Source organism: Flavobacterium jumunjinense, from assembly GCF_021650975.2.
GTDB classification, from domain to species: Bacteria; Bacteroidota; Bacteroidia; order Flavobacteriales; family Flavobacteriaceae; genus Flavobacterium; species Flavobacterium jumunjinense.
In genome coordinates this window covers 2,159,700-2,175,672 of record NZ_CP091285.1, presented here as the reverse complement: position 1 = coordinate 2,175,672, position 15,973 = coordinate 2,159,700, and the positions used below count along the sequence as shown (strand labels likewise).

The window sequence follows — 15,973 nt, the reverse complement described above, 5'->3', positions numbered from 1 at the left end:
TCTCTTTCTTTTTAAATGTTTATAAATCTTTATTTAAAAACAGTAAGATCTTTATCTTTCCATTTTTCTGAATTGCATCTTACTTTATGAATAATTTCCGCTACATCTTCTACCATATCACTAATAAAATAATGATTATCGGTTTCTATTTTTGCCAAATGAACACTATTGCCATATTCTTTCCATCTCTTAAATTTTCTATTGTATTGTTTGGTTATTGGATCTTTAGTTCCAACCACATTAATAATTGGTGTTTCTAGTTTCCAGTTTTTGTTTTCCTTAGTGTACAAATAGGATTGCATAGCATCTACTCTAAAGTTTCTAACCATAAACTGAAGTAGATATGGTTCTATTTCTTCATTACGCATTCCCCAATCATGTAGCATTTTTACTAATTGTTCATCTGTTTTATGTTTCCAAGGATCCTTAGATGGAAGCATTCTATACCATTTAGGTATGGGTAATAAACCACCTAACATTACAAACTCTATTTTCAAACCTCTATTTTCTAATCTACGGGCAATTTCTATTGCTAAATATGACCCAACACAATGTCCATATATTCCTATCGGCCCTTTAATCTTTTGTGTAATTTCTTCTACAACTTTTTTTGATAATTCCTTAATTGATAATTCCTTTTTTTCTTCCCCATATTCATTTCCTGGTAAAGAAACAGCCCACGATGAAACAGAAGAATCTCTTCTATTAATTTCCTGTGCCACAGGATGAAAAGCCGTAGCGGTTCCTCCTGCATAAGGAACAAATAATATAGAAAGTTGTGTTTTTTTTGTTGTTACTAATTCTCTAATGATTCCTGTTGGTTTAGAATTTTCTACTTTTAACAGTTCTTCTAAACCTTTTATAGTTGGAGATTTATAGAAATCTACTAGAGATATTTTTTGCCCTCCTATTTCTTCATTAGCTTTTACCAACATAGATATAACATTGAGAGAATGCCCTCCTAGATTAAAAAAACTATCTTCAATTCCTATAGAATCTATTTTTAGAATTCTTTTCCAGAGTTCTACTAATTTTTCTTGAATTTTATTTACTGGAGCTATATATGTAGCTTCTGTAGTTATTAAATCTTGAATATCAGGAAATTCTTTTCTATCCAATTTTCCATTAAAATTTACTGGCATTGCATCTAGTAAAACTATATGTTTTGGAATCATATAATCAGGTAATTGGTCCAGTAATACTTTTTTTATTTCATCGGATACTTCTTTCTGAATGGTTTGTAATGAAGGATTATTAAGATACCTTTCGATTGGCAATAATTCCGTTACATTGGTATTCCCATCATATAAATAACCTTGATTCCATAACTCTTTTTTCAAAAACACTACATCCATATAAAATGAGTTATCAGCACTTGGAGAAACATTTATTTTATAGCCTGTATCTTGTTCTTTGCTATAAAAATATTCTGGATCTACTGCTTGATATTCAGCCATCTTAGCCACTAGCTGTTTCAGTTCTGACTTTTTGGTTTCTAATGAATTATCTTTAATACATTGTTCTAATTGACCTATGTCATACAATCTTTTATTAGGTACATTTTGTAATTTAATTTGATCCGTCTCATTTTTATTAACCAATTTTTCAAAATATTCTAGCGCATTTAAGTCTGTTAGAAAATCTATTGTTATGGTTTTTTCTGGTTTTTTACTTTTTTTATTAACATGTAATAAAACATCATATCTATATTTGGTAAGTTCGTTAAGAAAATCCCCTCTTTTAAAATCCATTGTAACATGTGATATTTCAGGAATTTCCTTTTGAATTACTCTAAAGAAATTAGGATCGATTACTAATTCAGGTTCTTTAAATTCTTTCCTTTTTACAGTCTTTAGAATTGCTTCAGCGTTTTGATCCTGTGATGATTTATATAGTTCAACATCCAAAAGAAAAGTTCTGTGCAATTTTTTGTTTCTAATATCTCCAATAAATAATTTACCTTCATCATCTAATAGTGAAACTGCTTTTTTTATAACCTCTATAAAATACATATAGTTACCAAAATATTGCGCTACAGAATTAATAATAATCATATCGTAAGATTGCTGATCCAGATTATGAAAATCATTAGCTTCTTGTTTGAACAATTTGAGTTTATTAGATTTTGGTAAATTAGGTTGAATATATTTCTCGATATAATCTAATCCTGTCTTAGAAATATCAGTTCCAGTATAATCTTTTACATGTGAAGCTATTTTTGAGACTAACAAACCTGTTCCACAACCTATCTCTAGTACTTTTTGCGGTTTAAGTTCTAAAATTCTATGAACAGTAGTATCTACCCAAACTTTCATTTCTGATTCTGCTATTTCTTCTCCAGAATAACTGCTATTCCAACCTATTATATTGAAATCTTCTTTTCCTTGAACTGTATTACCTACCTCATATGTGTTATTAAATACTTGTTCCCATTCCTTTGTCTGCACTATGGATTCTGACTTGTTATTATCTGGCAATATTTTTTTAACCATAGAAACATCTGGTACAACATACCCAATTAATTGTTTATCTTGTTCATTATCTGAAATATTTTGGGCTAGAATTACCGATTCTTTAACAAATGATATTTTTCCTAAAGCAGCTTCTATTTCTCCTAGTTCAATTCGCATTCCTCTAATTTTCACCTGGAAATCGATTCGTCCTTTATATTCTACACTTCCATCTTTTAATCGTCTTCCTAAATCGCCTGTTTTATATAATTTTCCATGTTCAGAAAATGGATCTTTTACAAACTTTTCGTTTGTTAATGATTCTTTGTTATGATATCCTCTTGCTACCTGAATTCCTCCTATATGAATTTCTCCTATTACTCCATCTGGAACAATATTTCCATAGTTATCTAACACATAAATCTGCGTATTTGCTACTGGAAATCCTATAGGAATAATTCCAGAACTATCCTCTCTTTTACAATGCCAATATGTTACATCTACAGCAGCCTCGGTAGGTCCATATAAATTATGTAATTCTGCACTATCAAAACTTTTGAAAAATCGTTGAACCAGTTCAAATGGTAACGCTTCACCACTACAGAATACTTTTTTGATAGATTTACATTGTAATTTTGTTTTTACTTCCAGAAATACTTGCAACATAGAAGGAACAAAATGCAATATTGTAATCTTTTCCGATTCGATTAAATCTATAAGATAACCTGGATCTTTATGCCCTTCTGGTTTTGCAAAAACTAATTGAGCTCCTTGCATTAGTGGTAAAAAGAACTCCCAAACTGATACATCAAAACTATAAGGTGTTTTTTGTAAAATTTTATCAGTACTATCTATCCTATATTCATCTTGCATCCAAAATAATCGATTTACAATACTTCTATGTTCAATCATAGCTCCTTTAGGTTTTCCTGTTGACCCTGAAGTATAAATCATATAAGCGAGATTTTGCTCAGAAATATTAATTGATGGGGAATTGAGCCTATCTTGTTTATTTAAAATATCATTTATTTCATCTAGATATATTATTTTTTTTGTAGTTCCCACAAATAATTCTTTAAACTTACTATGTGATATAACCACTTGAGGATTACTATCGTCTAATATATAATTTAGTCGATCTTTAGGATAGTTAGGATCTATTGGAACATAAGCTCCTCCTGCTTTTAAAACACTTAGCAAACTTACAATCATTTCTAGAGATCGTTCTAAGCATACTCCAACAAATGATTCTAACTGAACTCCTTCCGCTATCAAATAATGTGATAACTGATTCGTTAACTGGGATAATTCCTGATAATCTAATTGTTTGTTTTCAAAAGATACTGCTATGGCATTTGGTGTTTTTAAGCCTTGTGCTTCTATTATCTGATGCAAACAAATATCTTTTTGATAATCAACTTTGTCTCCACTACTTTTTTTGATTATTTTTTTTTGTTCTTTATTATCTAATATTAATAGCTCCCCAATGTTTTTGTCTCCATCTTTAACAATTTCTTCCAATAGATTTTGGTAACTATTCATAAAACGAATAACAGTATCTTTAAATAAGATAACAGAATTATACTCTACTTCAAGAGTCATTTTTTCCTTTTGATCAATAACATTTACCCATAAATCAAACTTAGACGTATCATTTCTAACTCCGTGTATTTTCTTAAAATGAATATTTGTATTATTAATCTCAGGAGTTATCAACATGTTAAAGCAAACTTGAAACAATGGATTTTGACTCATATTACGGTCTGGTTGTAACTCTTGAACAAGTTGCTCAAACGGTAAATCCTGATGCATTTTAGCCCCATTTAATTCATTTTGGAGTCTCTTTAAGAACTCTTTAAATGAAGGGTTTCCTTCAAGATTAGTTTTAATAACCAAGGTATTTACGAAAAAACCTATAAGACCTTCTATTTCTAGTCTATTTCGATTATTTACAGGAGTTCCTATAATGATTTCTTTTTGGCCACTAAATCGATGCAAAATAATTTTGAAAGCGCCTAGAAGTAATTCAAACAAAGTAACTTGATATGCTTTAGCAGTTGCTCTTAATTTATTTAATAACTCTACTGGCAATTCTAGTTGTGTACTTCCTCCTTGAAAAGTTTGAACAGGAGGGCGAGGGTTATCTAATGGTAATTCAATCATTGTATTGATACTCCCTAATTTTCCTCTCCAATAGCTCAATTGTGTTTCCAATTCTTCTCCTTGTAACCACATTCGTTGCCAAATAGAGAAATCTGTATATTGTATAGGTAGTTTTTCTAATGATGGTATTTCTCCTTTGATGTATTGAGAATAATTTTTAAACAACTCACTAAAAAAGATATTCACAGACCATCCATCAATTATTATGTGATGCGCATTTAACACTAAAACATGTTCGTCTTTCTCTATTTTAAAAATAGTTAGTCTTAATAAATCTCCTTGTTCTAAATTAAAGATATGGCGTGCTTCCTCTTTTGTATATTCCTCAAAAGCCTGTTCACGCTCGCTTTTTGGGATTGATGTAAGGTCTTTCCAAATAATCTCATTAGGTACACTAGTGGCAACATGCTGATAAGGCTCTCCTTTTTCGCTTTTAAAAGAAGTGCGCAATGTTTCATGTCTATAAATAATATTTTCAAAACTTTTTTGTAATAGTTCTTTATCAATATTCCCTTCGGTATGCAATGCCATTACAACATTATATGCTGGAGAATTTTTTACCATCTGATCTAAAAACCACAAACGTTGTTGTGCAAATGATAAAGAAGGTTTTATTTTATTATCTAAAACGGGAATAATTTGCCCTTGGTTTCTTACTGTGGAAAAACTTAAAAGTTCTGTTTCTAATTCGTGCTTTTCAAATATTTCTTCTAAAAAGACAGCCATCTCTTCTAGTGTTGATCTTTGATATAACTCTGTAACATTGACATCAAATGGAACTTCCTTTTTTATTCTAGAAATGATATGAGTTAACATTATTGAATCTCCTCCTAATGCTTGAAAATTATCATCCCATTCAATATTTTCTACTCCTAAAACCTCTTGCCATACTTCTTTCAAAAGATCTTTTACATGACCAGTAACAACTATTTTTTTTTCAGAACTTGAAAGACTAACATCTGAATTTGGGATAACTATATTCTTTTCTGCATTTTGACTAAGTAATTTAGAATGCTCTTCTTTTACATTATTAACAGCTAAATCTTCTTCACTTTTTATCCAACAGCGCTTTTTTTGAAAAGGATAGGACGGTAATGAAACAATATTTGGTAATTTATCTTTATCGTAAATTGATAACCAAGGAATGAAACTACCACTTGCCCAAAAAACAGCTATTTTATTCAAATCTCCTTTTTCTAATAAGAGGTTAAGAATTTCATTTCCAGTATCATCTTTAAATAACCGGTTTACAATATTGTTAGTCGCTTTTTTATTTGTTAAAAACACATTTGAAAATTCTTTCATATCATTCCAATTTGATTCTTTAAGAACCTTAGAGATAGTTTCTTTTAAATGTTCTTTGGAATCAAAAGTAATCGCTATTCTATAATCCATTAGTTCTCTTCCTGTTTTCAAGGTAAATGCGATATCAGTAACAAGAATTTCTGGATATTCTGACATGAATTCATAATGCATTTCCAGCCATCTTCTTAACTCTATATTTGAACGAGAAGAAAGCACAAAGATGTTAGGAAGTTTTTCTTCGTGAAGAGATTCGTTTTTTTCAAAATCATTTTCCGCATCTATATTAGTGTTAAACTCTTCAATAATTAAGTGAGCATTTGATCCACCTGCTCCAAAAGAACTTATTGTTGCTCTTCTAGGGTATTCTTTTTCTATTATTTCTCCTTTATCATTAACAGAACTTACAATAGGTCTATTCCATTTTTTTAATTCTTTTTGTAGTACAAATGGAGTTTCTTCTAAACGAATTTGCTTGTTTAGCGGTTCTGTTTTAATTGTAGGGACTAAAGTTTTATGTTTTAATTGCAATAATACCTTCGTTAACTGCGATATTCCAGAAGCCGCTTCAGCATGACCAATGTTAGATTTTACAGTACCTATAGCGCAGAACTGTTTATCCGGTGTGAAAATCTCAAAAGCTTTATTTAGAGCTGCTATTTCTATAGGGTCACCTAGATTTGATCCATTCACAGCAGATTCAACATAGCTGATAGTTCTAGGATCTATTCCTGATTTCTTAAAATTAGTCTCAATTAATTTTACTTGTGCCTTAGGATTTGGCACAGCAAACCCATTGGATCTACCGCCATGATTAGATGAAGAAGATTTAATTACCCCTAGGATTGTGTCTCCATCTGCAATTGCTTTTGAAAGAGGTTTTAACAATACCGCACCTACTCCTTCGGCTGGTAGATACCCATCTCCTTCACTAAAACTTCTACTATCAACATGGCTACCCATAGTTCTAGTAGCACTTAATCCAATGTATTTTTTTGGGTGTAAGGATAAATTTACTCCTCCTGCAATAGCTAATTCACAATCTCCTAGTAACAAAGCTTTATATGCCATATCTATAGCGATAAGTGAAGAAGAACACATTGTGTTTATAGCTATACTAGGCCCTTGAAGATTAAAAAAATAAGAAACTCTATTAGCAATTGAGCTATGGCAAGACATTGAAACAACCGCTTCTCTTAACACATCGGAAGAGAAACAATGATAATGTTGATACATTGATCCAACATATACTCCTACCATAGAGTTATATTGTTGTTTTAACTTTTGTTGAGTAATTCCATTTTTTTCAAATAACTCCCAAATAGTTTCAAGAAAGATACGCTCTTTAGGATCCATAATTTCTGCTTCGGAAGGAGAAATATTGAAAAATAAAGGATCAAATTGGTCTATATCTGATAAGAATCCTCCCCATTTACCATAACTTTTTTTATGATTGTTCTTGTCTTTATCATAATACAAATCAGCATCCCAACGGTCTAAAGGAACCTCAGTTATACAATCTCTTCCTTCTTTTAAATTTGACCAAAATGTTTCCAAATCATTTGCTAAAGGGTATTTACCCGTTACTCCTATTATAGCAACATCTGTTTCTAACACATTGCTTTTTTCAATTTTAAGAGCATTAATCTCTGATTTCTGATTCGTAGGTATAATTTTCTGTATCTCTTTCTTCTCTATTCTCAGTACTTCCTGACTAGTTGAATTCCCAAAAAAAGATTTTAGTTGGTCTTTTCTATTTACTAGTAGTGATTCTGCTAATTCTTTTAAGTTTTCGCTTTCAAAAAATATTGTGGTAGAAACCTCGTCTACAATTTTATTTAAGTTTTCAATTAATGAAACTACTTGAACTGAATCTAAAGAAAATGAATCTAATGGATCGTTTATATCTATTTCTAAAAAGGCTATTCCTCCTATATCCGAAATTTGTTCTTTTAACCAATCAACTACTTTATTTAATAGAACTGTTTTATTTTCTTCCTCTATAATTCTATCATCATTAATCACTGGTATTGACTCAGCTTTTATCTCTATACCTTCAGTTTCTTTTTCTATAGTTATATCATTGTTATTCTGACTAAATAATTCACTAACTTCTTCTTCATAATTGGTAATTAAGTAAGTAGTTATTTCTTCAATTGTTTGGTATTCAAAAAATATTGTTGTGTTAATATTTGGAAATATTGTGCCTAACTCATTTGCTATCTGAACAACCAAAATCGAATCTAACCCATATGCCTCCAAGGCTTCTGAAGTATCAATTTCTTCTTTTTCCATTCGCAGGACTGTGGCAATAGATTCTAGCAAATAATTTTTCGTTTGAATCATTAATAGTTCAGGTTCTAAAACGTTTTTTTGTAACTTCATTTTTTGTTCATTACTACTTTTAGATTTTCTTTCGAATACTTCAATATGAGAAGGAGATTCCATTAATTCTTTCCCTAACTTAGAGTTTATAAGATCCTCAGACATTTTTATATAAGCAACTTGCTTATGATCTACCTTCATAAATCCATCTAGAAACTGCAATGCCATAGCTGGGGCCAAAATCGCTACACCATTTTTTTCTATCTTTTCACGAACCTTATTACTATCATACTCTTCTGAATGTCCCCAATATCCCCAATTAATTATTTTAGTTTTCACACCATATTGTTGTTCTATTTGTAAGGCATACTGATCTGTAAAAACACATCCAGCTGTATAATTAGCCTGACCTGGTACCCTAACATAAGAAGCTATCGACGAAAAACAGAGCAACCATTCTGGCAATATTTCCTTAATAATTTTACCTATATTAATAAGTCCAATAACTTTATTATCTAAAGCCGTATGAAATTGACTTTCGGTCATTTTTTCAAAACTAGAATCAGCCAATGCCATAGTGGAATGTATTATCGCATATACAGATCCTATTTCTGACTGAATAGTAGTTATTGCACATTCTAATTCTTGATACTTTGTAATATCTGCTTGCACATAAAAAGGAGTAAAGTCCAAACCTTCAAAAGACACCTTTTCTGTTATTTGTCGACCAATCCATACAATTTTAGCCTGATAAGTATCGTATAAATATTTCGAATATTTACGTCCAATATTACCTGCTCCTCCAATAATAACAAGCACCTTATTATCGTTTAGTATAGTTGTGTCGTTATTTTTAATAAAATCTTGTGATGCTTTTGATAATTTTTGCTTGTACCAACTATTATTTCTATATGCCCAAGTAATTCCTTGCTTATTTAAAGGAAGCTCCTTAATGTTTTTTAGATTCTCATCTAAAAACTCCATATCACATAAATTAATATCCCAGTTTTGATATTCTTTTTGTATAACTCCAAAAAGACCATGTAAAGCAGATGGTATAGCATTTATTTTATCTTCTTTGGTAGTCATAAAAGCTCGCTCTGTAAAGACACTCCATCTAAGTTTTTTTCCAGCATATCCTTCTTTTAGGAATGCCTTAATAAGGTAATATGTATTATCTACTAAAAAGTGACTATTATCTGTTTCAGATTCTATATTATTCGTATAAGGAATAATGCAGGAAATATTTTGTATCCTTTCAGTACCTATAATTTCTCTAAAATCATTTAGATTTAATGTTTTCTTAACCAAAAACACTCTAAAACCACGATTTTTTAAAGAGTTTTCTAAAATCGTATTCTCTCCAAATATAAGACAGATGTCTGGTAGAAATTCCTGTCCTGAAATAGATGAAGCCAATTCCCAAGTAGGTATCAAACAATAGTCATTATTCTGTTTTATTTTATCGACTAAAATTTCTTGTTCATTCTTGTTCTTTATACCTTTTCCGATTATTCTAGTTTGATATCCTTTAATATCAACACACACTTCTCCCTGTTGATTTAACAAACAAATATCATATATGTTACCGTTATTTGCACTAAACTCTTTGATATAAGCCCATGTAACATCTTTAGTTTTTTTAAACACTTTCAAATTACGAATTCCAAAAGGTAATGCTATCGATTGATCATTAGATTGCAACTTAAAACCAATAACTGCCTGAAAAGCTCCGTCCATAATAGAAGGATGTAACTGATATAACGAATTTGAATATTCTTTTTTAACATTCAAAAGTACTAAGGCTTCAGTGCCTTTAATCCATAACTTTTGAATTACTTGATGAGAAGTACCATAAGTTACCCCATTTTTTAAAAAAGCATCATAAATCTTTGTTCCTTCTATTACATCTGTACCTTTTTCTTTAAAACCTTCAATATTGACAGGTGGAATACTTTGCAAAGAATCCTCTATTTTTTTTATATATCCTTTACTATTTTGAATGTTATTATCTTCAGAAATAGTGTTTATAAAAAACTCGCAATTCCCCTCATTTTCTTTTGACAATGAAATGGTTATTTTCTGTTTTTCTGATTTTTGAACAATAGGTTTAACCCAAAAAATATTCGTTAACAAACAAGGTTGTACTGGTAAGGTTGTCGCTTTAAAATAGGCCTGTAAAGCCATCTCCAAATGAGCAACTCCTGGTAAAATCTTTTGACCATTTATCACATGATCACTAAGAAAATGTTCCTCTCCTGAAAAATTGGAACTAAAAGAGATGTTGTCAAAACCAGAGTTGTTCTCATGGAGTAACGGATGCGTTACCATTTGATCTCTTACAATTTTCTTCTTCTCTTTAAAAGATGGGAGTTCAAATTTTACTTTTGCAAAAGGATATCCAGGAGCTGATATCCTAATAACTCTATCAGTAGATTTCCAGCAATTTTCCCAATTTACAGACTCGCCATTAACCCATTCTAATGCGGTTTTTTCTTCTAAAGAAAAAATTTCGTGATTTTCCTTACCTATTAATCCTACAACTTTATCAGAATAAACTCCTAATAGATTCTCTTCTTTTAGAAAGTCATTAAACTGTTTTAATAATTCTTCTACTTCTTTAAAAACAAATGCAACTCTACAAGACATCTCATTTCTTCCTTTTTGAAATGTATATGCTAAAGAAGCTAATTTTTCTTTTGTAATTGAAATAACAGCTGTTGGTTTAATTTTATCACCGATTTTTTCTATTACTTTTTCTAATGTATTTAGACTATATAGCTCTTTGCTTCCAATCTTTAAGCCATAAACATCAAATATCCAAACACTTAAACTTTCCAAATAATAAAGGTCACTTATATAATCTTCAAATAATTGTAACAAATCAATTTCTTGTTCCTCTACATTTAATAATGGAGCTAAATACTGTTTTATTTGTTTCGCTATTTTATCATTTTTTTTATCTGCATTCTGATTTTCAACTAATTGATTTTGACAAATAAAAGTCTTTAAGTGTTGCACATAAACCCTTAAACTTTCCTTATTAAGCGCGGAAACTGGTAAAATGAGTTGATTTGGGTAAGCTTTCTGCTCATTTTCCGAACTTATCGTCTCAATATTAGCCTGTTCAAAAATAGCATGTCCATTAGTACCTCCTATTCCGAAAGAACTAATTGCAGCTCTTAATGGTGTTCCATTTCTCATCCAAGATTTCGTTTCATTAGAAATATAAAATGGAGAATTCTCTATTTTTAATTGAGGATTTGGGTTTTTAAAGTTTAGAGTTGCAGGCAATTGCTGATTAGACATACTGAGTGCAATTTTAATAACTCCTGCTAGTCCAGCTGCTGTATCTACATGTCCTAAATTGGTTTTTACAGATCCTATTGCACAATAATTAGTCTTATTTGTATAATTCTTATACACTTCACTTAACGCATTGAATTCTATCGGATCTCCTAGTTTAGTTCCTGTTCCATGAGCTTCGACATAGGATATAGATTCTGGGTTAATTCCAGTTTCATCCAATACTTTTTGTATTACCTTCTTCTGTCCATTAAAACTAGGAGCATAAAATCCTGCTTTGTCGTTACCATCATTATTAAGTGCTATTCCTTTTAACAAACAATAAATAGGATCCTTATCCTTTATTGCTTCAGATGCTTTCTTTACCAAAATCATTGTCACTCCTTCTCCACCAACCATTCCGTCAGCGTCAGCATCAAAAGCTTTTAAATGACCATCACTTGAAAAATTTAAACCATTTTGATGAATATATCCTGGACTGTTAACTACCCCAACATTTGCTGCTCCAACTAGTGCTTGTTTACACTCACCTCTCATAATACTTTGATAAGCTGTATATAATCCTGACAAAGAAGAAGAACAATTAGAATGCAAATAGAGACTTGGTCCTTCTAACCCTAATTTATAAGATATCATAGTAGGAATAGTACCTCCTTGTCCGTATATCCAAGATACATACTGATCTGAATGCTCTAAAACGCCTGTTTGCTCATCAGAAAATTCAGGTAAAGTAGAGCGATAGAAATTATTTCCTGATGAAATATAAACCGCTGTATCCTTAATATCTTCGGTCTTATATCCTGAATCTTCAATAGTATGCCAAGCATGTTCTAAAAGCATTCTTAACTGTGGATCCATAAATCCCGCATCACGCTTAGAAATTTTAAAGAATGGAGCATCAAAATATTCTTTGCTAGCAATAGATGATTGAAAAGGAACAAAATTTAGGTTTTTAATTACAGATTCCGAAACTTCCATTTTTTTAAGTTCTTCGGTCTCTAAAAAACGAAATGTCTCTTTTTCATCAATTAATAAATTCCAAAAATCTCTTATATTTTGTACTTCTGGAAATGTACAAGACATCCCTATAATAGCTAACGAATCTTCGTACAGACTACTATCTTCATTAGCCTCTGATGTTTTTTTATGTTCTTTTTTGCTAGGAAGATTATTCAATAGTCCCGTCTTATGTATTTTTTCAGATAAAAGAGAAATGGTTGAGTATTGGAATAAATCAGATGCATCAAATTCCGTTTCAAACTTTAGGTTTACTTTATCTATTAGTACTGTTGCCAAAATAGAGTCTCCTCCTATTTCTAAAAAACGATCTTCTATTCCTATTCCAGAAACTTCTAATATTTCTTCCCAAATTTGAATTAACTCATTTTGAATCAAATGATCCTGCTTGTCCTCTTTACTATTTATTGTTTGATTAATATTTGGTCGAATATCAATCAACTTTTTTCTGTCAATTTTTCCATTAACTGTTATTGGTATCGCTGATACTATCACAAATTGAGAAGGAATCATATATAATGGTAATTTATCTGATAGAAATTTGTATAATACAGTCGGAAGGTTTGTATTTAAGGACTGAACATAGGCCCATATCTGCTTAACTCCATGTACTTCTTTTACCAAACAAACCACATCTTCAACTGTTGAAACCTCCCTAATAATTACTTCTATTTCTCCAAGTTCGATTCTGTATCCCCTTATTTTTACTTGTTCATCTATTCTACCTAAGTATTCTATCTGTCCATTAGATAATCTTTTTACCCAATCACCCGTTTTATAAAAGTCATTATATTTTTTAGAAAAGGTATTTTTACAAAATTTACTTGCACTTAGTTCTTCTCTATTCAAATATGAAGACACAACACCTGTTCCTGCAAGACACAATTCTCCTGGTATTCCTAATCCAGCTTCCTTATTGTCGATATCTAAAACGTATAATTCTGTATTGCTTATTGGTAACCCGATAGGCGTATTTAAAGTTTTTACTGACTCTATAGAGCAATTAAATGAGGAAGCGTAAATAGATGCTTCTGTTGGGCCATAAACATTTATTACCTGACAATGATCCTTAAACAAACCAATAGATTCCTTTACTAGGTCAACAGGAAATGCTTCGCCTGCTACCAAAATATACTTTAAAGAATTACATAATAATATTCCGTCTTTCTTTTTTACATGATTTACAAAAACTTTTAATAAAGAAGGGACAAAATTTATGTGGGTAATTTTAAATTTATGAATGAAATCCAAAAGTTGAGCAGGTGATTTCTCAACTCCTTTATTTGGAATAATTAATGTCCCTTCGCCTATTAACCAACCAAAAATTTCGCTTAACGAGACATCAAAAACATAATTAGTTTTTAGGATATAATTATCATTTTTTCTTAGAGGAAAATTCTCTTCTAAATAATGTAAGGTATTTAAAATACTTTGATGTGTTACAGGAACTCCTTTTGGATTTCCTGTACTTCCCGAGGTATATATAATATATGCTCTATCTTTTTCAGAACAAAATGGAAGCGTGTAAAGTTCCTGATCTTGTTGAATCTTTGAACTGTTTATTACCAATTGTACATTTGAAGAAAAAACTTCTGTTTTTGACTTAGTGTCAGAATCAAAAATAAGTACTTTAATATTAGCATCTTTTATTATAAAGTTGATTCTCTCTTCTGGAAAATCTGGAGATAAAGGCACGAAAACTCCTCCTGCGGCCAAAACTCCTAAAACAGTAGTAATTAAATTTGCAGAGCGATTCATATATATACCCACAGAATCGCCTGACAAAACTCCATTTTGGATTAGACAAGAAGCTATTTTATTTACTTCTTGTTGTATTTGATAGTTAGTTTTTTGTTTCCCTTGTTGTTCTAATAATGTAATTTCATTTGGACTATTAATTGCTTTTGAGCCAATATATTGTTGAATACATTTTTGGGAATTATATGATACTTTTGTGTTATTTGCACCTTCGATTATTTCCCTCTCCTTTTCTGAAACTAATGATATATCAGCTATCATTTTTACTTCATCGTTAACTATCTCGGCTAATATTTTAATATAATGGTTAACAATTTGGTCTATTGTCTCAGGAGAGAAATTAATACTGTTATATTTTGCAGTAATATCAAAACTATTATCCGTTTCTCCTAATTCAAAAGCTAATTCATAATTACTATACTGATGAACTTCTTTTAGGATACTCACATCAAAATCATCTTTGTATTGTTTTGTCAAACTATTTGCAGAACCTCCTCTTATAAAATTTTGATAGGCAAATGTAAACTGGAAAATAGGCAACTCACTTTGACCTATAGTTCCCTCTTGATCTTTTACCATTAAAGGAAATGGATACATTGCATTATCAATTCCTTCCATCACAGTATATTGTAATTCTTTTAGATGTTCTTTTATGTCAGAATTTGACTGTATCAATAATCGAACAGGAATCATATTAATAAAATATCCTACAATATTATTGTATTCTTCTTCTGATCTTCCTAGTGAAGGAACTCCAATAATAATATCATTTTGAGCCGTATATTTACGTAATAGCAATTGATACCCTCCCAGCAAAAAACTAGCTATACTTAATTGATTTTTAGTACAAAATATTTTTATTTTTTGAGATATCTGATCGGGTAATTCTCTCTGTAATATTCCTCCTTTGTACTTAATCTGATCTGGGTTTTTATAGAAATCTTTATGAAGAGAAATTACATCTGGAAGATTCTGTAACTTTTCTTTCCAGTACTTTTGATGTTGTTTTGCTTCTACTGAATTTAAGTAGTTTTTTTCCCAACCTACAAATTCATTATAAGGTACTAGTAATGGTTTTTCAAAATCATCATTAGAAGACAAAATGTTCATCAAAGTTTGGAATAACACCACTAACGATGTCCCATCGCAAACCAAATGATGTATTGTCATAAGAAAATATGTCTTTGAATTTTCGTTATGTATATATCTAAATCGAACAGGAGCCTTAGTAATATCTAATGGATAATCTGTAATCTCCTGCATCAATTTTATAATTTCCTTTTCTGTCTTACCTTGTTGATCTAGATATTGGAAGTCTATGTATGGGTTTGCTGGTATTTTATACTGTGGTAAGTCTAAACTAAAAGAAGCTCCCAATAATGGGTGAACTTTTACTAGTAGCTTGCATGCATTTTTTAAAGCCGTTTCAGTAACTGCCTTATCAAAACGAAGTACTAGAGGCACATTATACTTAGCAACTAACAATGACTGTTTGTGTAATAACCACAATCCCTTTTGACTAGTAGAAAGAGGATATTCTTTTCCTTCTTCTATTTTTTTATACTTGATTAATTTTTCCTTTAAAGTAGAAGTAGATATTTTTCCCTCTTTATATTCTGAAATTATTTGTTTTAATGTAATCATGATATAGT

1 protein-coding gene is annotated in these 15,973 nt (G+C 30.5%); it reads right to left on the bottom strand.

The annotated features are described in order from the left end of the window. Positions 1-29 precede the first annotated feature (29 nt). Positions 30-15,965, bottom strand: a complete 15,936-nt coding sequence (locus tag L2Z92_RS09425) for a non-ribosomal peptide synthetase (RefSeq protein WP_236458585.1) — start codon at positions 15,963-15,965, stop codon at positions 30-32. Positions 15,966-15,973 lie beyond the last annotated feature (8 nt).

What these genes read in the sequence shown, in the direction of transcription:
- L2Z92_RS09425 (WP_236458585.1), bottom strand. Translation starts at nt 15,965, where the DNA reads ATGATTACATTAAAACAAATAATTTCAGAATATAAAGAGGGAAAAATA.